Raw genomic sequence first — 21,224 nt, 5'->3', positions numbered from 1 at the left:
GGTGGTGCGAACGATAACGATATGAACCAGTCGAACGGCCGCCGTTTGCTTCGACCCCGTCATGCCTCGCCCGGCCGGCCCGGCCTCGGGGCAGGTCGGCTGCTGCCAGCTGGCGCCGACGGATCGGTCTCGGGTGCGATTTCGGGCATGGCAGCCGGCGTCGAAGCCGGCCTCCCGATACGCCATCCGATTGCCGCGCTCCCGACCCGGCCGGCAGGCCTCCGGATGACGCCCGCGCCCGGACCTCGCCGCTCACCCCTCGCGCCGCTTCGGCCGCGCGATCGCGAGCGCGCCGGCGATCCGCCCCTCGCCGTCACGGATCAGCGAGAACGCCACCTCCGCATAACGGCGCGTGCCGTCCTTGTGCGTCGCCGCGGTCAGCACGGCCTCGCCGTGATGCCTGGTGCGGCCCGTGCGCATCGCCTGCTCGAAGCCGCGCCAGTGCGCGGCGCGCAGATGTGGCGGGATCACCAGGTCCAGGTTGCGGCCGAGCGCCTCGTCGGCGCGATAGCCGAGCAGCGCCTCGGCCGCGAGATTCCAGCGGATGATCGTGCCGCTCGCGTCCGAGGCGATCAGCGCATCGGGGGCCTGGTCGATCATGAGCCCGTTCAGGGAAGACGTCTCCGTCATGTCCGCTCCTTTGTCAGTGTGGGGTAACGCGGCGCTCACCGGTCCGGCATGCGGATCAGGTCGACCGTCACGAGCACCAGGATCAGCGCCGGCACGATCAGCGGCATCGCGATCCACGCCGAGACGATCGCCCCGGCCGCGGCCGACAGGCTGTAGGTCAGCCAGGCCAGCCCCGGCAGCAGCACCTCGGCCAGCGCCGGACGCGGCGCCTTCGCGTGCCGGCCGCCGAGATAACGCCCGACGAAGGCATCGCAGAACTTCACGATGTTGTTGGTGACCACCAGCGTCTGCAGCGAGACCGCGCCGAAGCGGCTCACCGTCTCGCCCTGCATGCCGAGCGCGAGCGCCAGCACCGGCAGCTCGACCGGCACCCGCAGCGCCGGCTGGCCGCGCACGACATCGGCCGCCACCAGCAGCGCGGCCATGATGCAGAGTTCGAGCGCGGGCCGCTTCAGGTGGCGCCGGATCAGGCTGGCCACCAGGCAGCCGACGAAGAACGCGCCGATCGCGAAGGCCAGCAGCGCGAAGCGCGCGCCCGTGCCCTGCGCGAGGCTCCAGCCGAGCTGCACGGTGTTGCCGGTCATGATGGCCGGATAGATGCCGCCGGCGTCGCGGAACCCGATCACCTCGACGAAGCCGCACACGGTGGTCAGCGCCACCACGCGCCGCACGTTGACGCGCAGCGGCGGCGCGGCGGGCCGCTCGCGGGCGGATTCGGTCGCCATCGCTCGCTCCAGGCTCACCAGGCCGGCTTGCGCGTCGCGAACTCGCTGCGCAGCGCGGCGCCGTGCTGGTCCAGCGACGGCGCGCCGGGGCGCACCGCCGGATCGTCGTAGCCGCTGAGCTTGAGCGGATTGCCGGGCATCCGCACGCCGCCCGCCTCGATCAGCATGTTGCGCGCGGCCGTCTGCGGCAGCGCCGCCGCCTCGGCGATGTCCAGCAGCGGCCCCACCGGCACGCCGGCCTCGTGGATCACGCGCAGCCAGTGGGCCGCATCCTGCTCGCGCAGGCTCGCCTCGAGCTCGCGCCGCAGCGCGTCGGCGTGCTCCATGCGCTCGTGGTTGCCGGCGAAGCGCGGATCGGCGGCCAGCCCGGGCCGGCCGAGCGCTTCGCACAGCTTCAGGAACAGCGCGTCGTTGCCGGCGCAGATCACGAGCGGGCGGTCGCGCGCCTCGTAGATGTCGAACGGGGCCATGTAGGGATGGCGGTTGCCGATCCGGCCCGGCGCGCGGCCGGTCGCCACGTAGGACATGAAGCCGTGTTCGAGGAACGCGAGCGTCGCGTCGAACATCGCCACGTCGACGTGCGTGCCCCGGCCCGTGCGCTCGCGGTCGTAGAGCGCGCTGGCGATGCCGCTGAACAGGTAGAGGCCGCCGCACAGGTCCGACAGCGAGGTGCCGACGCGCGTGGGCGGCCCGTCGGGAAAGCCGGTGGCGTCGACGATGCCGCTCATCGCCTGCACGATGGTGTCGTAGGCCGGATAGCTGGCCATCGGCCCGGTCTGGCCGAAGCCCGACGACGAGGCGTAGATCAGCCGCGGATTCAGCGCCGACAGCGTCTCGTAGGAAAAGCCGAGCCGCTGCATGGTGCCCGGCCGGAAGTTCTCGGCCAGCACGTCGGCGCGGCGCACCATGTTCAGGAAGATGGCGCGATCGGCTTCGTCCTTCAGATCGAGCACGATGCTTTCCTTGCCGCGATTGACGAAGCTGAAGTAGAGCGACTGGTCCTGCACGAACGGGCCGTAGAGGCGCGTGTCGTCACCGTGGCCGGGCTGCTCCACCTTGATCACGCGCGCGCCGAGATCGGCCAGGATGCTGGTACCGAACGGGCCGTTGAGCACATGCGTGAGATCGATCACGAGCAGGTTGGAAAACGGGCCGGCCCGGCGGCCGGTGTTGTCGAATGAGAATGTCATCGGGTCGTTCCATCGGGACGGGAACCGCCGCGGCGCAGGCGCGCCGCGACGTGGAGCGCCGCCGCGCGGCAGCGCGGCTTCACTTCGCCGCCGCCAGCGCGCTGCGCGGGTTGAGGTTCTTCAGGTGGCCGCTTTCCGTGCCGGCATGCGGATCGATCACGCAGTCGATCAGCGCCGGGGTGCCGGCGGCCAGCGCCGCGCTCAGCGCCGCGGCCAGTTCGGCCGGGCGCTCGACGCGGTAGCCGGTGCCGCCGAACGCCTCGATCAGCCGGTCGTGGCGGGCCGCGCCCATCAGCACGGTCGGCCCGGGGTCGGTGCCGCCGCCGCGGTTCACGTCGTCGCCGTGATAGATGCCGCCGTTGTTGAAGACCACGATCACCACCGGCAGCCGGTATCGGCAGATCGTCTCGATCTCCATGCCGCTGAAGCCGAACGCGCTGTCGCCTTCGAGCGCCACCACGGGCTGGCCGCTCGTGACGGCGGCGCCGATCGCGTAGCCCATGCCGATGCCCATCACGCCCCAGGTGCCGGCGTCGAGCCGCCGGCGCGGCTGCCGCATGTCGATGATGTTGCGGGCGAAGTCGAGCGTGTTCGCGCCTTCGTTGACGAGCAGGACCTCGTCGTGCGCGGCGAGCACGTCGCGCACCGCGCGCAGCGCGCTCTGGAACGTCATCGGGCTCGGATCGGCCTGCAGGGTCTCGGCCATGCGCGCCTCGTTGCGGCGGCGGCGCCCGGCGATCGCCTCGATCCAGTCGCGCGGCGCCTGCACCGGCGTGGCGGCGAGCCCGGCGCGCAGCGCCGTCATCGCGGCGCCGACGTCGGCGGCCAGCGGCGCGGCGATCGCGCGGTTGCTGTCGAACTCGGCCGGCTCGATGTCGATCTGGATGAAGCGCGCGTCCTGCGCCCACTGCGGCGCGCGGCCGTGCCCGAGCAGCCAGTTCAGGCGCGCGCCCACCAGCATCACGACGTCGGCCTGCCCCAGCGCGAGCGAGCGCGCCGCGGCGGCCGACTGCGGGTGGTCGTCGGGCAGCAGGCCCTTGGCCATCGACATCGGCAGATAAGGGATGCCGGTGGCTTCGAGGAACGCGCGGATCTCGCCTTCGGCACGCGCGTAGGCGGCGCCCTTGCCGAGGATCACGAGCGGGCGCCGCGCCTCGGCCAGCAGCGCCAGCGCGCGGCTCACCGCTTGCGGCTGCGGCGCGCGCGCCGGGGCCGCGTCGACCACCGTGACGAGCGAGCGCGCCGCCGCCTGCGCGTCGAGCGTCGCGGCCAGCGCGGCGGCCGTCAGGTCGAGATAGACGCCGCCGGGGCGCCCCGACACCGCCGCGCGAATCGCCCGCGCGATGCCGATGCCGATGTCCTCGGGCCGGTTGACGCGGAACGCCGCCTTGGCAAACGGCCGCGCCGCGCTGAGCTGGTCGAGTTCCTCGTAGTCGCCCTGCTGCAGGTCGACGATGGCGCGATCGCTCGAACCGCTGATCTGGATCATCGGGAAGCCGTTGGTGGTGGCGTTGGCCAGCGCGATGAGCCCGTTCAGGAAGCCCGGCGCCGAGACGGTCAGACATACGCCCGGCCATTGCCGCAGATAGCCGGAGATCGCCGCCGCGTGGCCGGCCGACTGCTCGTGGCGAAACCCGAGATAGCGGATGCCCTCGGCCTGGGCGAGCCGCGCGAGATCGGTGATGGGAATGCCGGCGACGCCGTAGATCGTGTCGAGGCCGTTCAGCTTCAGCGCCTGCACGACCAGATGAAAGCCGTCCGTCGCGGCCGGCCGGGTGGAAATGTCCGCCATGTTCTGCTCCGATGCGGTGGGTCGGCGCCGTGGCGCCGATGCAGTCAGATATCCGTCAGGTACCAGCCTGATGTCGGTTCAACACCGGCCGGACCGGTCAGATGACCTGCTTCTCCCGCAACGCATCGATCTGCTGTTTCGAGTAGCCGAGCGCGGCGAGGATCTCGTCGTTGTGCTCGCCCAGCAGCGGCGCGCCGGCGATCTTCGGCGTGAACCCGGAGAACTTGATCGGACTGCCGACCGTCAGGTACTTGCCGCGCTTCTTCTGCTCGACCTCGACCACGGTGCCGCTCGCGCGCAGCGAGGCGTCGTTGGCGATTTCCTTCATCGTCAGCACCGGCGCGCACGGCACGTCGAACCCGCTCAGGTAGTCGACCGCCTCGAACTTGGTCTTGTCGGCGAGCACCTTCTCGATCTCGGCGAAGATCTGGAAGATCACCGACTGCCGCGCCTTGGCCGTGTTGTAGGCCGGATCGTCCTTCCACTCCGGCTTGCCGATCGCGTCGCAGGTCGCCGGCCAGTTCTGCTCCTGGATCGTGAAATAGATGTAGGCGTTCGGATCGCTCTGCCAGCCCTTGCACTTGAGGATCCAGCCGGGCTGGCCGCCGCCGCCCGCGTTGCCGCCGCGCGGCACGACGTCGGTGAACGTGCCGTGCGGGTATTGCGGATATTCCTCGAGGTAGCCCACGCGCTCGAGCCGCTGCTGGTCGCGCAGCTTCACGCGGCACAGGTTCAGCACGCTGTCCTGCATCGAGATCGTCACGCGCTGCCCGCGGCCCGTCTTTTCCCGGCCGATCAGCGCGGTGAGCAGGCCGATCAGCAGGTGCATGCCGGTGTTGCTGTCGCCGAGCGCGGCCGCGCTGATGATGGGCGGGCCGTCCCAGAAGCCGGTGGTGGAGGCCGCGCCGCCCGCGCACTGCGCGACGTTCTCGTAGGCCTTGATGTGGGCATAGGGCGAATCGTCGTTGAAGCCCTTGACCGAGCCGAAGATCAGGCGCGGGTTCAACTCCTGCAGATGCTCCCAGGTGAAGCCCATGTGATCGAGCGCGCCCGGATGGAAGTTCTCGACCAGGATGTCGGCCTCGCGGACCAGCTGCTCCATGATCGCCTTGCCCTCGGGCGTCTTCGTGTTCAGCTCCAGCGAACGCTTGTTGCTGTTGAGCATCGTGAAGTAGAGCGCGTCCAGATCGGGAATGTCGCGCAGCTGATTGCGCGTGACGTCGCCCACGCCGGGCCGTTCGACCTTGATCACGTCGGCGCCGTACCACGCCATCATCTGGGTGCAGGCCGGGCCCGATTGCACGCCGGTGAAATCGATGACCTTGATGCCGCTGAGCGGGAGTTCCATGATGCGAACCTCGGAAAAGGGTGGACACAGTCAAAATTAGGCGCTCTCGACTGACGGCCAGTATTGATCGGCGTCAAGTGCCTTTTCGGCTTGAATCCCCTGCTTCCGCGTGCCGCCATCCCCGCTCGCGACGGCGTTTTGGACGCAATTCACATCATCGATACGGTGTCCTGACGATATTGCGAACCGCCTCCGGCATGCCCTCTCCGAGCCCGCCGGATGCCGCGCGAATCACGCGTGGCACGACACCGACGCCGGCATCGCACCCGTCGCCCGCCCTGCGCCGACTGCCCCGCCGCGCCGTCAGTCGTTGGCGCCGAACAGTGCCTCGCAGAGCGCCACGCCCTCCTGCGTCAGCACCGCGTGCCCGATGCCGTCCTCGCCGAGTTCGGTGGCCGTGAGACCGGCCGCGTCGAGCTGCGTGAGCGTGCGCCGCAGCGTGCTCATCGGCACCTGCGAGCGCTTGCTCAGCTTCGCGAGCGACCAGGCGCGGCCCGGCGTTTCGATCAGCGCGTCGCGCAGCTGGCGCAGCACCGCGGCGATGGTCGGGTCGAGCCCGCCGGCGTCGTTGGCAGCGTCGCCGGCCGGGCCGTCGTAGTCGTGCGGCGCGTCGGGCGTGCCGTCATGCGATCGGTTCGTCATCGTGTCTCCTCCTGGTTGGTCGGTCGTTTGCGCGGCTTCGCGCCGCCCTGCCCTTGCCATGCCCGTCCTGCCCGCCGGCGCGGGCGCTCCCGCCATCGCCGCCGCCATCACCACCACCCGCGCCGCGGTCCGAGGCGAACGCCACCAGCCGCCCGAGCCGGCGCACCGCGTCCTCGATCTGCGGCGACCACGGATAGCTGTAGTTGAGCCGGATGCAGTGCCGATAGTTGCCGGTGGTCGAGAACATGTGTCCCGGCCCGATGGTGATCCGCTCGGCCAGCGCGAGCCGGTACAGCGCGATCGCATCGCACGCGGGCGGCAGTTCCACCCACAGCACGTAGCCGCCCGCCGGCTGCGAGATTCGCGTGCCGTCGGGAAAGAAGCGCCGCACCATCGCGGCCATCAGGTTGGCCTGCTGCGCGAAGGTCTTGCGGATCCGCCGCAGGTGGTGGTCGTAGCCGTCGTGCCCCAGGTACTCGGCGATCGCGAGCTGGTCGAGCGCCGGCGTGCCGAGCGTGTTCAGGAACTTGAGCTTCTCGACCTGATCGCGGTAGCGGCCCGGCATCGCCCAGCCGATCCGGTAGGCCGGCGACAGGCTCTTCGAGAACGACGCGCAGTGCAGCACCAGCCCGCGCCGGTCGAACGACTTCAGCGCGCTCGGGCGCACCTCGCCGTAGTAGAGCTCGTGGTAGACGTCGTTCTCGATGGCCGGCACGTCGTGGCGCGCCAGCAGGTCGACGAGCGCCGCCTTGCGCGCGTCGCTCATGCGAAAGCCGAGCGGGTTCTGGAAGTTCGGCATCACCATGCAGGCGGCGATCGGCTCGCGTTCGAGGATCCGCGCCAGCGCATCGAGGTCGATGCCGTCCACCGGATGCGTGGCCACCTCGATCGCGCGCATGCCGAGCCGCTCGATCGCGTGCAGCATCGCGTAGAAGGTCGGCGATTCCACCGCGATCGTGTCGCCGGGCCGCGCCACCGCCTGCAGGCACAGGTTGATCGCCTCGGTCGCGCCGATCGTCACGACGATCTCGTTCGGGTCCACGGCGATGCCGCGCTCGCCGTAGCGCCGCGCGATCTGCCGGATCAGCTCGGGGTTGCCGGGCGGCAGGTCGTCCACCACGCCCCAGCGCGTGCGCCCGCGCGCGATCGCGTGCATGTGGCGCGCGATCCGCTGCGACGGGAACAGCGCCGAGTCGGGATACGGCGAGCCGAGCGGCACGGCGTCGTCGCGCGCGATGCTGCGCAGCGTGGACAGCACCAGCCGGCTCACGTCCACCGTGGACGACACCGCGATCGGCGTGCTCGCGTTCAGCGCCGGCTCGCCGGCCGCGGCCTCGCGCGCGCGCACGAAGTAGCCCGACTGCGGCCGGCTCTCGATCGCGCCGCGGCTCTCCAGCACCAGGTAGGCGCGCACCACGGTGGTGATGCTGAGGTCGTGCTGGCGCGCCGCCTGCCGCACCGACGGCACGCGCTCGCCGGGCCGGTAGACGCCGCGCCGGATCATCTCGTCGATCTCGTCGGCCAGCTTTTCGTAGCGCGTCATGCGACGCCTTTCAGGGAGGTGGGAAGCACAGTTGATGGCCGTCAGGCGTTCTGGAAACGAAACTGTACTCTTTTTGCGATAGATCAGGTGTGTACCCATGAGGCATGAAGCCGCGGGTACGCTCTGTCCATCGTCGCCAGAGGCGGCCCCGTAACGGCTTCAGCCATGAAGAAGAAAGCTCCGATTCCGCGCATCGAACCCTATCACCACGCCGCCGCCGGTTGGGGCGCGGTCAAGCAGGTGGCGATCAACCTGATCAAGGAACGCGTGGCGGGCGGCAACTACCGCACGCTGTTCAAGCAGAACCAGCCGGATGGCTTCGACTGCCCGGGCTGCGCCTGGCCGGACCGCCAGCACGCGTCCACCTTCGAATTCTGCGAGAACGGCGTGAAGGCGGTGGCCGCCGAGGCCACCTCGAAGCGCGTCACGCCCGAATTCTTCGCCGCGAACACCGTCACCGCGCTGCTCGAGCAGTCCGACTACGAGCTGGAGCAGCACGGCCGCCTGACCGACCCGATGGTCTACGACGCCGCCAGCGACCGCTACGTGCCGATCGCCTGGGACGACGCGTTCACGCTGATCGCGCGCCACCTGAACGCGCTCGACGATCCGGACCGCGCCGCGTTCTACACCTCGGGCCGCGCCAGCAACGAGGCCGCGTTCCTGTATCAGCTGCTGGTGCGCCGCTTCGGCACCAACAACTTCCCCGACTGCTCGAACATGTGCCACGAGGCCACCAGCCGCGGGCTGCCGGCCACCGTCGGGGTCGGCAAGGGCACGGTGACGCTCGACGATTTCGAGCATGCCGACCTGCTGATGATCTTCGGCCAGAACCCGGCCACCAACCACCCGCGCATGCTCGGCGAGCTGCGCGAGTGCGCGAAGCGCGGCGCGAAGATCGTCTCGATCAACCCGCTCAAGGAGCGCGGCCTCGAACGTTTCTCCGACCCGCAGAGCCCGGTCGAGATGCTGACCATGGGCAGCACGAAAATCGCCACCACCTTCGTGCAGCCGATCATCGGCGGCGACTTCGCGCTGATCAAGGGCGTCGCCAAGCGCGTGCTCGAGTTCGACGACGCGGCCGTGCTGGCCGGCGAGCCGCGCGTGCTCGACGTGGCCTTCATCGACGAGCACGGCGCCGGCTTCGACGCGTTCGCCGCCGACCTGCGCGCCGAGAGCTGGGCCGCGCTGACCGCCGAGAGCGGCGTGTCCTACGCGCAGATCGATTCGCTCGCGCGGCTCTACGCGTCGAGCGAGCGCGTGATCGCCACCTGGGGCATGGGCATCACGCAGCACAAGCATTCGGTGCAGACCATCCACATGCTGTCGAACCTGATGCTGATGCGCGGCAACATCGGCCGCGAGGGCGCGGGCCTGTGCCCCGTGCGCGGCCACTCGAACGTGCAGGGCAACCGCACGGTCGGCATCGAGGAAAAGCCGGGCATGGCGTTCCTCGACCGGCTCGGCCAGGTCTACGGCTTCGAGCCGCCGCGCCACCACGGCTACGACGTGGTGGAAACCATCGAGGCGATGCTGGAAGGCCAGGTGAACGTGTTCATCGGCCTGGGCGGCAACTTCGCGATGGCCACGCCCGACACGCCGCGCACCTGGGACGGCCTGCGCCGCTGCGCGCTGACGGTCCACATCACCACCAAGCTGAACCGCAGCCACCTGATCCACGGCACCGACGCGCTGATCCTGCCCACCCTCGGGCGCACCGAGATCGACCTGCAGAACGGCGTCTCGCAGGGCGTGACGGTGGAGGATTCGATGAGCATGGTCCACGTCTCCTACGGGATGAACAAGCCGGCCTCGCCGAACCTGCTGTCGGAGACGGCGATCGTCGCGCGCATGGCGATGGCGCTGTTCGGCCCCGAGGACACGGTGGACTGGCGCGGCTACATGAACGACTACGCGCGCGTGCGCGACGCGATCGAGGCCACCTTCCCCGGCTTCGAGAACTACAACGAGCGGATCGCGCAGCCGGGCGGCTTCCACCTGCGGGTGGCCTCGCGCGAACGCGACTGGATCACGCCGAACCGCAAGGCGAACTTCATCGCCCACCCGCTGCCGACCGACTCGCCGATCCACCGCGCCCGCGCGCAGCACGGCGAGAAGCTGCTGACGCTGATGACGACGCGCTCGCACGACCAGTACAACACCACCATCTACGCGCTCGACGACCGCTACCGCGGCGTGTTCGGCCAGCGCCGCGTGGTGTTCGCGAACAAGGACGACCTCGCGATGCTCGGCTTCCAGGCCGGCGACCGGGTCGACCTGGAGACGGTCTGGCACGACGGCATCGAGCGCCGCGCCGACGGCTTCCTGCTGGTCGAGTACGACATCCCGCGCGGCTGCCTCGGCGCCTACTACCCGGAAACGAATCCGCTGGTGCCGCTCGACAGCACGGCCGACATCGCGAACACGCCGACCTCGAAGTCGATCCCGGTGCTGATGCACCGCTCGGCGGCCGGCGCCACGCGCGCGGCGGCCTGACGAGGCAGTGACGGCGGCGCCGGCACGGGCCGCTTCACCTCCCCGGATTCACCGTCCGGCTTCATCGCCCCGCCGCAGGGGGCCACCACGCACGCAACGCGATCCCCGCGCCGGCCTGGCCGGCACGGCGCCGCCTCGCGCCCGTGCCGGGCCGCCCGCCCGCCATGGTTGCCCGTTCCAGGTTCTGGTAGTGTTGCCAGCCTCCCCCGTCGTACCGGAGTTGCCGTCATGATCATCCGTCCGCGCGAACACTGGTTCCGGATGCTGTTCGTCTGGAACGGCTCGGTGCTGCAATCGATCCTGCCGCAGCTCGCGGTGATGACGGTGATCAGCCTGCTGGCGCTGCTGACCGACGGCCGCATCTTCGGCACCAAGGTGCCGCTGAACCCCACGCCGTTCACGCTGGCCGGCCTCGCGCTCGCGATCTTCGCGGCGTTCCGCAACAACGCGAGCTACGACCGCTACTGGGAAGCACGCAAGCTCTGGGGCGGCGTGCTGACCGCCGCGCGCGCGCTGGTCTCGCAGGCGCTCGCCTACGACGGCACGCCGGCCGGCCGTGACTGCGCGCGCCTCACCATCGCGTTCGTCTACGCGATGAAGCACCAGCTGCGCGGCAGCGATCCGGCCGGGGATCTCGCCCGCCATCTCGACGCGGCGGCCCAGGCGCGCTGCGCCGCCGCGCGCTTCGTGCCGGTGACGGTCCTGCAGCTGCTGCGCGAGCGCCTGGCCGCGCGCCGCCGCGACGGCGCGCTCACCGACACGCAACTCTGGATGCTCGACGCGCAGCTCAACGAACTCGGCGCGAAGCTGGCCGGCTGCGAGCGGATCGCCTCCACGCCGATCCCGTTCCCGTATCACGTGCTGCTGCACCGGACCATCTACTGCTACTGCGTGATGCTGCCGTTCGGCCTCGTCGACTCGATCGGCTTCGCCACGCCGTTCGTGTCCGTGTTCGTGTCGTATACGCTGATCGCGCTCGACACCATCGCCGGCTACATCGCCGACCCGTTCGGCACCGGCCCGCACCACCTCGCGCTCGACACGCTGACGCGCCAGATCGAACGCTCGCTCTGCGAACTCGCCGGCGAACCGCTGCCCGGGGAAATCCCGGCCGACGCGCGCTACCACGCCTCGTAGACGGCGGCGCTACCCTGCGGCACGTCCGGCATCGCGTTTCGACTCGATTAAAGTCGGGCAGAAATCCAGGTAAAAAAACGCATTGCCTGCCGATTTGATAACCGCTATCGTCTGCCGACATCGCCGAAAACACATTGACGCGACGGCGGCTATATGGCTATGACGGCGCAGGCCGGCCGTCCCGTTGCCGGATCACTCATCCACACCTTGCCATCCGTATCGACATGAACGAAGACATGATCCTGGAACGCCTCCGGCAGTTCGAGGACAACCTGAGCCAGGGCGACCGCGCGCTGCACGAAAACCAGCACAAACAGGACGAACTGAAACGCACGCTGCTGCGCATCCAGGGCGCGATCGAGGCGCTGAAGGGAATCCAGGAAGGCGAGGCCGACATGGCCATGGTGGCCGCGCGGATCCGCTCGTTCGAGGAAGAGCTGCCGCGCGGCGAGGAACAGCTGCGCAAGCTCGAAAAGAGCCGGCAGGAGATCGCCAGCACGATGACGCGGATCGAAGGCGCCGTCGCGGTGCTGAAGGAGATGCTCGAGGAGCACCGACAGCAGAGCGCACCGGGGCCGCGGGACGAGCCGGCCTGAGGTTGCCTGATCCTGCCTGACGTTGCCTGAGCCGGCCCGGCTCGCCCGCCGGGCGCCTTGCCCGTTCGCGCCCCGCCATGCGGCGCGGGCCCCCGGCTCTCCTACCCCACCTCGCTTCGCATTCGCGCTACGCCGGATCGCGTTCGCGGCCCCGCCGCGCGGCGCCGCTCCGATAATCGTCGGTCACGGCCGGCCCGCGCCCACGCGCCGTGCCAGACCGAATCCGAAGGAGCCCCGGCCATGAACGGCATGTCCTGCCCCGCGCCCGTCCGCCTGCTGCACGAGCCGATCCATCTCGACGACGTGCTCGACGCCGCCGCGCGCGCCGACTGGATCGGCCAGGTGATGCGGATGCGCGCGCACTGGCGGCAGCGCCATCCGCTCGTGCCGTTCTTCACGCTGGGGCTGGCCGCCTACCTCGACTGCAGCGCGGGCGGCACCGACCTCTATCGCGACGCCGACGTGCGCCACGCCAGCAACGCGCTGCTGGCCGGCACGTTCCGGCCGCTGCTCGACACCGTGGCCGACGCGCTCGCCGGCTGCCTCGGCGCGCCGGCCGTGCTGGCCGACGACGCCGCGCTGCCCGGCTTCCACATCTACCTGCCGCATCCGGCGTTCGGCGGCCCGGTCGCGCAGATCCATCGCGATCTGCAGTTCCGCGACGTCTTTCCCGCGTTCGAGCCCGAGCCGGGCAAGCTCGTGAGCTTCACGCTGTCGCTGTCCACGCCGCCCGGTAGCGGCCTCAACCAATGGACCGGCGACGCCGGACACCCCGAGTTCTTCGCCTATCGCGACGGCGCGCTGGTGGTGCACGACGGGCTCGTCACGCATCAGGCCGTGCTCGCCTGCAACGGCGCGATCGAGCGGATCACGCTGCAGGGCCACGGCGTGCGGCGCGACGACGGCGCGTTCGTGCTCTACTGGTAGCGCAACCCGGCCGCCTCGGCCGCCCCGCTCACCGCAACGCCGCCCGTCATTTTTCCGTCATGCGCGCGCCGGGATGAGAGAATCGCGGATTCCCCGATTCGACGGAGCCCGCATGAAGCGCCTGCTGTCCACGCTCGCCGTCACCGCCGCGCTCGCGGCGCTGGCGCCCGCCGTTCCCGCCACCGCCGCGACGCCGGCCGGCATCTTCGTGATCGCCACGCAGATCGGCGAGTTCTCGACGCTCGACCCGGCCGAGATCTACGAACAGGTGCCGTCCGAGTACGTCGCGAACACCTACGAGCGGCTGGTGCGCGTCGACCTGCACGACCCGACGAAGTTCGAAGGCCGGATCGCGCAATCGTGGAGCGTCGCCGCCGACGGCCTCACCTACACGTTCAGGCTGAAGCCCGGCCTCAAGTTCCATTCCGGCAACCCGGTCACGGCCGACGACGTCGCCTGGTCGCTGCAGCGCACGGTGCTGCTCGGCAAGGGGCCGGCCGGCGTGCTGGCCGATCTCGGCCTCACGAAGGACAACGTGCGCGAGAAGGTGCGCGCCGTGGATGCCGCCACCGTGACGCTGCAGACCGACCGCAAGACCGCGCCGAGCTTCGTGCTGAACGTGCTGAGCACCGGACCCGCCTCGATCGCCGATCGCAAGCTGCTCGACGGCCACGCGCGCGACGGCGACTTCGGCAACGCCTGGCTGAAGACCCACGACGCCGGCAGCGGCCCGTACCAGCTCGTCAAGTGGACGCCGAACGAAAGCCTCGTGCTGCAGCGCTTCGACGGCTACCCCACGCCCTATCCGATGAAGCGCGTCGTGCTGCGCCATGTGCCCGAGGCGTCGGCGCAGCGGCTGCTGCTGGAGAACGGCGACGCCGACGCCGCGCGCAACCTGAGCCCCGACAGCCTCGCCGCGCTCGCCAAGGCCGGCAAGATCCGCGTCGCCACCACGCCGGTGGCGGCGCTGATGTACCTGAGCCTCAACACGAAGAACCCGAACCTGGCCCGGCCCGAGGTGCAGCAGGCCATGAAGTGGCTGGTGGACTACGACGGCATCCAGCGCAACATCATCTCGGCCACCTACAAGGTGCATGAGACCTTCCTGCCCGACGGCTTCCTCGGCGCGCTCGACCGCAACCCGTATCACCGCGACGTCGCCAAGGCCCGCGCGCTGCTGGCCAAGGCGGGCCTCGCGAACGGCTTCGACGTGACGATGGACATGCCGAACGATTACCCGTATGTCGAGATCGCGCAGGCGCTGCAGGCGAACTTCGCGCAGGCCGGCATCCGCGTGAAGCTGCTGCCCGGCGACGCGAAGCAGGCGATCGGCAAATACCGCGCGCGGCAGCACGACATCTTCATCGGCGAGTGGTCGCCCGACTACATGGACCCGAACAGCAACGCGCGCGGCTTCGCCTGGAATCCCGACAATTCCGACGCCTCGCCCACCAGGATGCTGGCCTGGCGCAACGCCTGGAACATTCCCGAGCTGACGAAACAGACCGATGCGGCGCTGGTCGAGCCGTCGCCGGCCAAACGCGCGAAGCTGTACCAGGCGCTGCAGCAGTCGGCGCTCGACCACTCGCCGTTCGTGATCATGTTCGAGAAGGTCGCGCAGGTCGCCACGCGGCCCGGCGTGACGGGGCCGGAAGTCGGCCCGATCAACGACCTGACCTCGTACCAGAGCTTGAAGAAGTGACGCCCGCGGCCCGGCGCAACGCGCCGTGGCCACCTCACGCCGCGCCGCGCCGGCGCCATGCTCACCGGCCGCGCAACACGCTCAGTCGGTGAACACGTATTGGCCGCCCGCCTTGCGCGGGCTGATGAACGCGAAATCGGGAAACAGCCGGCCGCGCACGAACCAGACGTAGGCGAAGATCACGATCGAGACGCCGAGCGCCACGGCCGTGCCGCCCGGATCGCCGGCGAATTCGCGCAGCTGCCGCGCCCACTGCACGATCGTGAGGAGCAGGAACGCGTTGTAGACGCCCGCGTTGTGGGTCGCGAAGCCCCACAGGAACAGGCCGGCCACCACCACCACCACGCCGCCGACAATCAACCCCTCCATGGGCGACCGGGTCAGGCCGAGATAGGCGCCGATCAGCAGGCCGAGGATCAGCTGCAGGCAGGCGATCGCGATCACGATCCTGACGTGGATCCGGTTGTCCGCGTAACGGCGCGGATCGAGATGCGAGGCGATCAGGAACGCCAGCGCGCGGTCCTTGACGCCCTGCCCCGACAGCGCGCGGAACACCTCGCCCTTCTTCGTTCCGGCCGCGAGCATCTCGCGCACCTTCGCCTTCGCTTCCTTCCTGTCCATCGCCCTCGCTCCCTTGCTCGTTGATGTCGGCCTGCCGCGCCGGCTGCCGGCCTGCCCCACGGCGTACCCGGCCACGCCGCGTAAGCATGCCGAATTTTGACGGGCTTAGATAGCCGGCGATTGTCTGCTTTAATACGGCACGCCCGTGACGGGCGACGATGCGCGCCCGCCGCGCTCCGCCGTCGCTGTCGCAGGCGATCCCGCCACCGCCTGCCGATTCGCCACCGATGGAGTGTGCATGAAGCCCTGGAGACCCCCGCTCGCCGCCTTCGCAGCCCTCGCCACCACCGCCTGCCTCGCGCTGGCCGCGCTGCCCGCCAGCCCCGCGCGCGCCGCCACGCCGAAGGACATCTTCGTGATGGCCACGCTGCTCGACGAATTCTCGACGCTCGACCCGGCCGAGATCTACGAGCTGGTGCCCGAGGAATACGTGGCCAACGTCTACGACCGGCTGGTGCGCGTGAACCTCGCCGACCCGTCGAAGTTCGACGGCGACGTGGCGCAGTCGTGGAGCGTGAGCGCCGACGGCACGCGCTTCACGTTCCGCCTGCGCGACGGCCTGAAGTTCCACTCGGGCAACCCGCTCACGGCCGACGACGTGGTCTGGTCGATCCGGCGCGCGGTGCTGCTCGACAAGGGGCCGGCCGCGGTGCTGGCCGGCATCGGCCTGACCCAAGCCAACGTCGCGCGGAACGTGACGAAGGCCGGCGAACACGACGTCACGATCCGCACCGACCGCCGCTACGCCAGCACCTTCGTGCTGAACGTGCTCGGCGCCTGGCCCGCCTCGATCGTCGACAGCAAGCTGCTGCTCTCGCACCAGCAGGGCGACGACTACGGCAACGGCTGGCTCAAGACCCACGAGGCCGGCTCGGGCGGCTACCGGCTCGTCAAGTGGACGGCCGGCGACAGCCTCGTGCTGCAGCGCGACGACGGCTACCGGCTGCCGCTCGCGATCAAGCGGATCGTGCTGCGCCACGTGCCCGAGGCCGCCACCCAGCGGCTGATGCTCGAGAACGGCGACGTGGACGCCGCACGCGACCTGAGCCCCGACGATCTGGCCGCCGTGGTGAAGAGCGGCAAGGCGAAGGTCACGGCCTCGCCGCAGGCCACGCTGCTCTACCTCGGCCTGAACACGAAGAACCCGACGCTGGCCAAGCCCGAGGTACAGGAAGCGCTGAAGTGGCTGGTCGATTACGCGGGCATCCAGCAGCACGTCGTGAAGACCACCTACGCCGTCCACCAGACCTTCCTGCCCGAAGGATTCCTTGGCACGCTGAACGCGAACCCGTACCATCTCGACGTGGCCCGGGCGAAGGCGCTGCTCGCGAAGGCCGGCGTGCCGAACGGTTTCGCCGTGACGATGGACGTGCGCAACGATTATCCGTACACCGACATCGCGCAGGCGATCCAGGCGAATTTCGCGCTGGCCGGCGTGAAGCTCACGCTGATCCCCGGCGACAACAAGCAGACGCTCGCGAAGTACCGCGCGCGGCAGCACGACATCTACATCGGCGAATGGTCGGCGGACTACATCGACCCGCACAGCAACGCGCAGGGCTTCGCCTGGAACCCGGACAACTCGGACGGTTCCAGCTACAGGATGCTCGCGTGGCGCAACGCCTGGAACATCCCGGCGCTCACGCAGCAGACCGACGCGGCGCTGGTGGAGCCGTCCACGGCCGAGCGCGCGAAGCGCTACCAGGCGATGCAGAAGGCGCTGCTGGCGAATTCGCCGTTCGTGATCCTGTTCGAGAAGGTCGCGCAGGTGGCGACCGCGCCCGGCATGAGCGGCCTCGAGGTCGGCCCGATCAACGATCTCGTGTCGTACCGCAAGCTGAAGAAGTGACCATGCGGCGACCCTGCGGTCGCCGACCCGATCGCCGCCGCACCCGTTCGAACCCATCCCGACCCGGAGACCGCCGCCCCGATGCCGTCCCCCGCTTCATCGCCTGACGCACGACCCGATTCACGACCCGATGCCGGGCCCGCGCCCGTTTCGCGGCTCGACGCGCTGCGCACGCTGCCGGCGCGCCGGCCGCTCGTGCGCCTGCTGCTGCGCCTCGCGCGCTGGCTGCTGACGCTGGCCGTCACGTTTGCCGGGCTGCTCGCGCTGACCTTCGTGATCGGCCGCAAGGTGCCGATCGATCCGGTGCTGGCGGTGCTCGGCGATCGCGCCTCGGCCGCCGCCTACGCGGCCGAACGCACTGCGCTCGGCCTCGACCGGCCGCTCGCGGAGCAATTCCTGATCTACGTGCGCGCCGTGCTGCACGGCGACCTCGGCATCTCGCTCTTGACCGCCAACCCGGTGCGCGACGACATCCTGCGCGTGTTCCCCGCCACGCTCGAACTGGCCACGCTTGCCACGCTGATCGGGATCGGCGTCGGCGTGCCGCTCGGCGTGGCCGCCGCGGTGCGCCACAACGGGCCGGTCGATCACCTCGCCCGCTTCGTCGGCCTGGTCGGCAGCTCGGTGCCGGTGTTCTGGCTCGGCCTGATGGGGCTGCTGCTGTTCTACGCGAAGCTGCACTGGGTGGGCGGCCCGGGCCGCATCGACGCGGCCTACGACGGCATGGTGGACGCGCGCACCGGCAGCCTGCTGATCGACGCGGCGCTGGCCGGCGAGTGGGAGGTGTTCCGCAACGCGCTCTCGCACGTCGCGCTGCCGGCCGCGATCCTCGGCTACTACTCGGTGGCCTACCTGAGCCGCATGACGCGCTCGTTCATGCTCGACCAGCTGAGCCAGGAATACATCGTGACCGCGCGCGCCAAGGGCGTGCCCGAGCGCCGCGTGATCTGGCGCCACGCGTTCGGCAACATCGCCGTGCCGCTGCTGACGGTGATCGCGCTGACCTACAGCAACCTGCTCGAAGGCTCGGTGCTGACCGAGATCGTGTTCGCGTGGCCCGGCATCGGCTCGTACCTGACGGGCGCGCTGCTCAACGCCGACATGAACGCGGTGCTCGGCGCCACGCTCGTGATCGGCGCGATGTTCATCACGCTCAACCTGCTGACCGACGCGCTCTACCGCGTGTTCGATCCGCGCGCGCGATGAACGGCATGCGCGCCGTCCCGTCGATCCTGTCGCTCATGCCGTCCTTGTTCTGCCCGAATTGCCGATGACCCAGCCTCCTGTCTCCCCCGGCCCCACCACGCGGCGCGCGTGGCTGCTCACCGACACGCCCGCCTCGCGCCTGCAGGCCTCGCTCGGCCTCGCCTATCGCCGCTGGCGCCGCTTCGCGCGCAATCCGCTGAACCTGCTCGGCCTCGCGATCCTCGCCGCGCTGATCCTGGTGGCGCTGGCCGCGCCGCTGCTGATGCCGCACGATCCGCTCGCGCAGGTGCTCGGCGACCGGCTGCTGCCGCCCGGCACGCCCTCGCACTGGCTCGGCACCGACCAGCTCGGCCGCGACATCGGCTCGCGCCTGATCGGCGGCTCGCGCATCACGCTCGGCATCGCGATCCTGGTGGTGGCGATCGTGGTGCCGATCGGCGTGCTGATCGGCACCACCGCCGGCTATGCGGGCGGCTTCGTCGACAGCGTGCTGATGCGCCTGACCGACATCGCGCTGGCGTTCCCGAAGATCGTGCTGGCGCTGGCCTTCGCGGCCGCGCTCGGCCCCGGCGTGGTGAACGCCGTGGTGGCGATCTCGATCACCGCGTGGCCCGCCTACGCGCGCCTCGCGCGCGCCGAGACGATCCGCATCGCGCAGGCCGATTTCATCCACGCCGCGCGGCTGCAGGGCGCCTCGGGCTGGCGTATCCTGCGGCGCTACATCGTGCCGCTCTGCCTGTCGTCGGTGATCGTGCGCGCCACGCTCGACATGGCCGGCATCATCCTGACCGTGGCCGGGCTCGGCTTCCTCGGCCTCGGCGCGCAGCCGCCCAGCCCCGAATGGGGCTTCATGGTGGCCTCGGGCCGCGGCGTGCTGCTCGACGCGTGGTGGGTGGCAACGCTGCCCGGCATCGCGATCCTGCTCGTGAGCCTCGCCTTCAACCTGCTCGGCGACGGGCTGCGCGACGTGCTCGACCCGCGCCATGGAGCCTGAGATGAACGCGCCATCCCTCACCACGCCTGCGCCGGATGAACCGGCACCGCTGGTCGAAATCGACGGCCTGCGGATCGGCTTTCGCGGCCACGACGGCACGCTCACCGACGCCGTGCGCGACCTCTCGCTCACGCTCGCGCCGGGCGAGCGGCTCGGCATCGTCGGCGAATCGGGCTCGGGCAAATCGCTGACCGGCCGCGCGCTGCTCGGGCTGCTGCCGCAGGCCGCGCAATGGAGCGCGCGCGGCCTGCGCTTCGCCGGCCGCGACCTGCTCGCGATGCGCGCCGGCGAGCGGCGGCGCCTGTGCGGCGCCGAGATCGCGATGATCCTGCAGGATCCGAAATATTCACTGAACCCGGTGATGACGGTGGCGCGCCAGATGGCCGAGGCGTTCCGGCTGCGCGAGCCGGGCCTGCGCGGCCGCGCGCTGCGCGAGCGGATCGTCGCGGCGCTCGCGGCGGTCGGCATCGACGCGCCCGCGCGCGTGGCCGACGCCTATCCACACGAGCTGTCGGGCGGCATGGGCCAGCGCGTGATGATCGCGATGATGGTGTCCACCGGGCCGCGCCTGCTGATCGCCGACGAGCCCACCTCGGCGCTCGACGTGGCCGTGTCGCTGCAGGTGCTGGCCGTGCTCGACGCGATGATCGCGCGCCACGGCACCGGGCTGATCCTGATCAGCCACGACCTGCCGCTCGTGATGTCGTTCTGCGATCGCGTCGCCGTGATGGTGGCGGGCCGCGTGGTGGAGACCTGCGCGGCGCGCGACCTGATTCACGCGCAACATCCGTACACGCGCGCGCTGCTCGGCGCGAGCCCGCCGCTGGTCGCGCCGCCCGACGAGCTGCCGGTGGTCGCGTTCGATCCGGCCTGGCTCGGGGAGGCATCATGACGGCCCCTCTCGATCGCGCCGGGATGTCCGCCGATACCGCCGACGTGGGAGCCGCCGCCGCGCCGATGATCGACGTGCGTGCCGTGTCGGTGCGCTTCGCGACGCGCGCGGGCCATGTCGACGCGGTACGCGAGGCCAGCTTCGCGGTGGCGCGCGGCGCCGCGTTCGGGCTGGTCGGCGAATCGGGTTCCGGCAAATCGACGCTGCTGCGCGCGCTGACCGGCCTCGTACCGGCGGCGGCCGGCACGCTCGCGATCGACGGCCGGCCCGTGCGGGGCAAGCTCGACCGCGCGTTCCGCCGCGACGTGCAGATGGTGTTCCAGGATCCCTACGCGTCGCTGCATCCGCGCTTCACGGTGGACGAGACGCTGCGCGAGCCGCTCGCGATCCACGGCATCGCCGGCGCCGACACGCGCATTCCGCGCGCGCTGGCCGAGGTCGGGTTCGACGCCGCGTTCCGGTTCCGCTATCCGCACCAGCTCTCGGGCGGGCAGCGACAGCGCGTGGCGATCGCGCGCGCATTGATCGTCGAGCCGCGCGTGCTGCTGCTCGACGAGCCCACCTCGGCGCTCGACGTGTCGGTGCAGGCCGGCATCCTGAACCTGCTGCGGCGCCTGCACCGCGAGCGTGGGCTGACGATGCTGCTGGTCAGCCATAATCTCGCCGTGGTCGGCTTCCTCTGCGAGCGGCTCGCCGTGATGCGGCACGGCGGCATCGTCGAGCAGCTCGCGATCGAGGACCTGCGCGCCGCGCGCGTGACGAGCGACTACACGCGCGCGCTGCTGGCGGCCACGGGCGGCTATCGGCGCGGTGGCGCGGCCGGGGATAGCGATGGCGACGGCGGGCCGGCGCCGGACCGAGTGCATGCCGGGTGAATGTCGAACGCATCCGGCCGCCGAGCCGGGGCAGGCACGGACGCTGCTGCCGAACTGTA

General features: G+C 70.5%; 17 protein-coding genes and 1 pseudogene. 10 read left to right on the top strand and 8 right to left on the bottom strand.

Annotated elements, in window-relative coordinates; all coding sequences use genetic code 11:
- Positions 1-252: 252 nt before the first annotated feature.
- The 7 genes and pseudogenes from BpN12_RS05420 to BpN12_RS05390 form a co-directional block, all read right to left on the bottom strand.
- A complete protein-coding gene (locus tag BpN12_RS05420; protein WP_246794264.1) occupies positions 253-630 on the bottom strand; it encodes a PAS domain S-box protein in 378 nt (125 codons plus the stop codon).
- 35 nt (positions 631-665) lie between these two features.
- Positions 666-1,355, bottom strand: coding sequence for a YoaK family protein (locus BpN12_RS05415; protein WP_246794263.1), 690 nt, complete (start codon positions 1,353-1,355; stop codon positions 666-668).
- A 14-nt stretch (positions 1,356-1,369) separates the two neighbouring features.
- Entirely contained in the window at positions 1,370-2,545 is a 1,176-nt protein-coding gene (yfdE, locus tag BpN12_RS05410) for a CoA:oxalate CoA-transferase (RefSeq protein ID WP_246794262.1), read from the bottom strand.
- A gap of 79 nt (positions 2,546-2,624) precedes the next feature.
- Positions 2,625-4,337 carry an oxalyl-CoA decarboxylase gene (oxc, locus tag BpN12_RS05405; RefSeq protein ID WP_246794261.1) on the bottom strand — a complete coding sequence of 571 codons (1,713 nt, stop codon included), beginning with the start codon at positions 4,335-4,337 and terminating at the stop codon, positions 2,625-2,627.
- A 97-nt stretch (positions 4,338-4,434) separates the two neighbouring features.
- The gene (gene frc, locus BpN12_RS05400; RefSeq protein WP_246794260.1) at positions 4,435-5,685 is read right to left on the bottom strand and encodes a formyl-CoA transferase; all 1,251 of its coding nucleotides are present in this window, start codon (positions 5,683-5,685) and stop codon (positions 4,435-4,437) included.
- Positions 5,686-5,988: 303 nt separating this feature from the next.
- Positions 5,989-6,327, bottom strand: coding sequence for an ArsR family transcriptional regulator (locus tag BpN12_RS05395; RefSeq protein ID WP_246794259.1), 339 nt, complete (start codon positions 6,325-6,327; stop codon positions 5,989-5,991).
- Positions 6,328-6,451: 124 nt separating this feature from the next.
- Positions 6,452-7,870, bottom strand: a pseudogene (locus BpN12_RS05390) (aminotransferase-like domain-containing protein); the annotation flags it as partial.
- A 165-nt stretch (positions 7,871-8,035) separates the two neighbouring features.
- Here BpN12_RS05390 and BpN12_RS05385 point away from each other — a divergent pair.
- From BpN12_RS05385 to BpN12_RS05365, 5 genes are all read left to right on the top strand, one after another.
- Entirely contained in the window at positions 8,036-10,366 is a 2,331-nt protein-coding gene (locus tag BpN12_RS05385) for an FdhF/YdeP family oxidoreductase (protein ID WP_246794258.1), read from the top strand.
- Between the two features lie 228 nt (positions 10,367-10,594).
- The gene (locus BpN12_RS05380) at positions 10,595-11,503 is read left to right on the top strand and encodes a bestrophin family protein (RefSeq protein ID WP_246794257.1); all 909 of its coding nucleotides are present in this window, start codon (positions 10,595-10,597) and stop codon (positions 11,501-11,503) included.
- 236 nt (positions 11,504-11,739) lie between these two features.
- Positions 11,740-12,099 carry a hypothetical protein gene (locus BpN12_RS05375; RefSeq protein ID WP_246794256.1) on the top strand — a complete coding sequence of 120 codons (360 nt, stop codon included), beginning with the start codon at positions 11,740-11,742 and terminating at the stop codon, positions 12,097-12,099.
- Between the two features lie 240 nt (positions 12,100-12,339).
- Complete coding sequence (locus tag BpN12_RS05370; protein ID WP_246794255.1) at positions 12,340-13,026, top strand: hypothetical protein; 687 nt, start codon at positions 12,340-12,342, stop codon at positions 13,024-13,026.
- A 112-nt stretch (positions 13,027-13,138) separates the two neighbouring features.
- Entirely contained in the window at positions 13,139-14,728 is a 1,590-nt protein-coding gene (locus BpN12_RS05365; protein ID WP_246794254.1) for an ABC transporter substrate-binding protein, read from the top strand.
- 81 nt (positions 14,729-14,809) lie between these two features.
- On the opposite strand, the gene BpN12_RS05360 is transcribed toward BpN12_RS05365, so the two are convergent.
- On the bottom strand, positions 14,810-15,349 hold the full coding sequence (locus BpN12_RS05360; RefSeq protein ID WP_246794253.1) for a hypothetical protein: 540 nt from the start codon (positions 15,347-15,349) through the stop codon (positions 14,810-14,812).
- A 238-nt stretch (positions 15,350-15,587) separates the two neighbouring features.
- Between BpN12_RS05360 and BpN12_RS05355 the strand changes: the two genes are divergently transcribed.
- The 5 genes from BpN12_RS05355 (at position 15,588) to BpN12_RS05335 (ending at position 21,165) form a co-directional block, all read left to right on the top strand.
- Complete coding sequence (locus BpN12_RS05355) at positions 15,588-17,198, top strand: ABC transporter substrate-binding protein (RefSeq protein WP_246794252.1); 1,611 nt, start codon at positions 15,588-15,590, stop codon at positions 17,196-17,198.
- Between the two features lie 81 nt (positions 17,199-17,279).
- A complete protein-coding gene (locus BpN12_RS05350; protein ID WP_246794251.1) occupies positions 17,280-18,404 on the top strand; it encodes an ABC transporter permease in 1,125 nt (374 codons plus the stop codon).
- 64 nt (positions 18,405-18,468) lie between these two features.
- The gene (locus BpN12_RS05345; RefSeq protein WP_246794250.1) at positions 18,469-19,398 is read left to right on the top strand and encodes an ABC transporter permease; all 930 of its coding nucleotides are present in this window, start codon (positions 18,469-18,471) and stop codon (positions 19,396-19,398) included.
- Entirely contained in the window at positions 19,388-20,290 is a 903-nt protein-coding gene (locus BpN12_RS05340; RefSeq protein WP_246794249.1) for an ABC transporter ATP-binding protein, read from the top strand. The genes BpN12_RS05345 and BpN12_RS05340 overlap by 11 nt, the downstream gene beginning before the upstream one ends.
- A 65-nt stretch (positions 20,291-20,355) precedes the next feature.
- Positions 20,356-21,165: an ABC transporter ATP-binding protein gene (locus BpN12_RS05335; RefSeq protein WP_246794631.1), complete on the top strand. Its 810-nt coding sequence runs from the start codon at positions 20,356-20,358 to the stop codon at positions 21,163-21,165.
- The last annotated feature ends 59 nt before the right edge of the window (positions 21,166-21,224 follow it).

Source organism: Burkholderia perseverans, assembly GCF_022870505.1.
Taxonomy (GTDB): Bacteria; Pseudomonadota; Gammaproteobacteria; order Burkholderiales; family Burkholderiaceae; genus Burkholderia; species Burkholderia plantarii.
The sequence above is the reverse complement of the archived record's forward strand: the minus strand, read 5'-3'. Positions and strand labels throughout refer to the sequence as shown.

Excerpts from the sequence above, each read along its gene's own strand:
- BpN12_RS05420 (WP_246794264.1), bottom strand. The coding sequence starts at position 630 with ATGACGGAGACGTCTTCCCTGAACGGGCTCATGATCGACCAGGCCCCC.
- BpN12_RS05375 (WP_246794256.1), top strand. The coding sequence starts at position 11,740 with ATGATCCTGGAACGCCTCCGGCAGTTCGAGGACAACCTGAGCCAGGGC.
- yfdE (WP_246794262.1), bottom strand. The coding sequence starts at position 2,545 with ATGACATTCTCATTCGACAACACCGGCCGCCGGGCCGGCCCGTTTTCC.
- BpN12_RS05415 (WP_246794263.1), bottom strand. The coding sequence starts at position 1,355 with ATGGCGACCGAATCCGCCCGCGAGCGGCCCGCCGCGCCGCCGCTGCGC.
- BpN12_RS05335 (WP_246794631.1), top strand. The coding sequence starts at position 20,356 with ATGATCGACGTGCGTGCCGTGTCGGTGCGCTTCGCGACGCGCGCGGGC.
- BpN12_RS05340 (WP_246794249.1), top strand. The coding sequence starts at position 19,388 with ATGGAGCCTGAGATGAACGCGCCATCCCTCACCACGCCTGCGCCGGAT.
- BpN12_RS05385 (WP_246794258.1), top strand. The coding sequence starts at position 8,036 with ATGAAGAAGAAAGCTCCGATTCCGCGCATCGAACCCTATCACCACGCC.
- BpN12_RS05380 (WP_246794257.1), top strand. The coding sequence starts at position 10,595 with ATGATCATCCGTCCGCGCGAACACTGGTTCCGGATGCTGTTCGTCTGG.
- BpN12_RS05355 (WP_246794252.1), top strand. The coding sequence starts at position 15,588 with ATGAAGCCCTGGAGACCCCCGCTCGCCGCCTTCGCAGCCCTCGCCACC.
- BpN12_RS05395 (WP_246794259.1), bottom strand. The coding sequence starts at position 6,327 with ATGACGAACCGATCGCATGACGGCACGCCCGACGCGCCGCACGACTAC.
- BpN12_RS05345 (WP_246794250.1), top strand. The coding sequence starts at position 18,469 with ATGACCCAGCCTCCTGTCTCCCCCGGCCCCACCACGCGGCGCGCGTGG.
- BpN12_RS05360 (WP_246794253.1), bottom strand. The coding sequence starts at position 15,349 with ATGGACAGGAAGGAAGCGAAGGCGAAGGTGCGCGAGATGCTCGCGGCC.
- BpN12_RS05350 (WP_246794251.1), top strand. The coding sequence starts at position 17,280 with ATGCCGTCCCCCGCTTCATCGCCTGACGCACGACCCGATTCACGACCC.
- oxc (WP_246794261.1), bottom strand. The coding sequence starts at position 4,337 with ATGGCGGACATTTCCACCCGGCCGGCCGCGACGGACGGCTTTCATCTG.
- frc (WP_246794260.1), bottom strand. The coding sequence starts at position 5,685 with ATGGAACTCCCGCTCAGCGGCATCAAGGTCATCGATTTCACCGGCGTG.
- BpN12_RS05370 (WP_246794255.1), top strand. The coding sequence starts at position 12,340 with ATGAACGGCATGTCCTGCCCCGCGCCCGTCCGCCTGCTGCACGAGCCG.
- BpN12_RS05365 (WP_246794254.1), top strand. The coding sequence starts at position 13,139 with ATGAAGCGCCTGCTGTCCACGCTCGCCGTCACCGCCGCGCTCGCGGCG.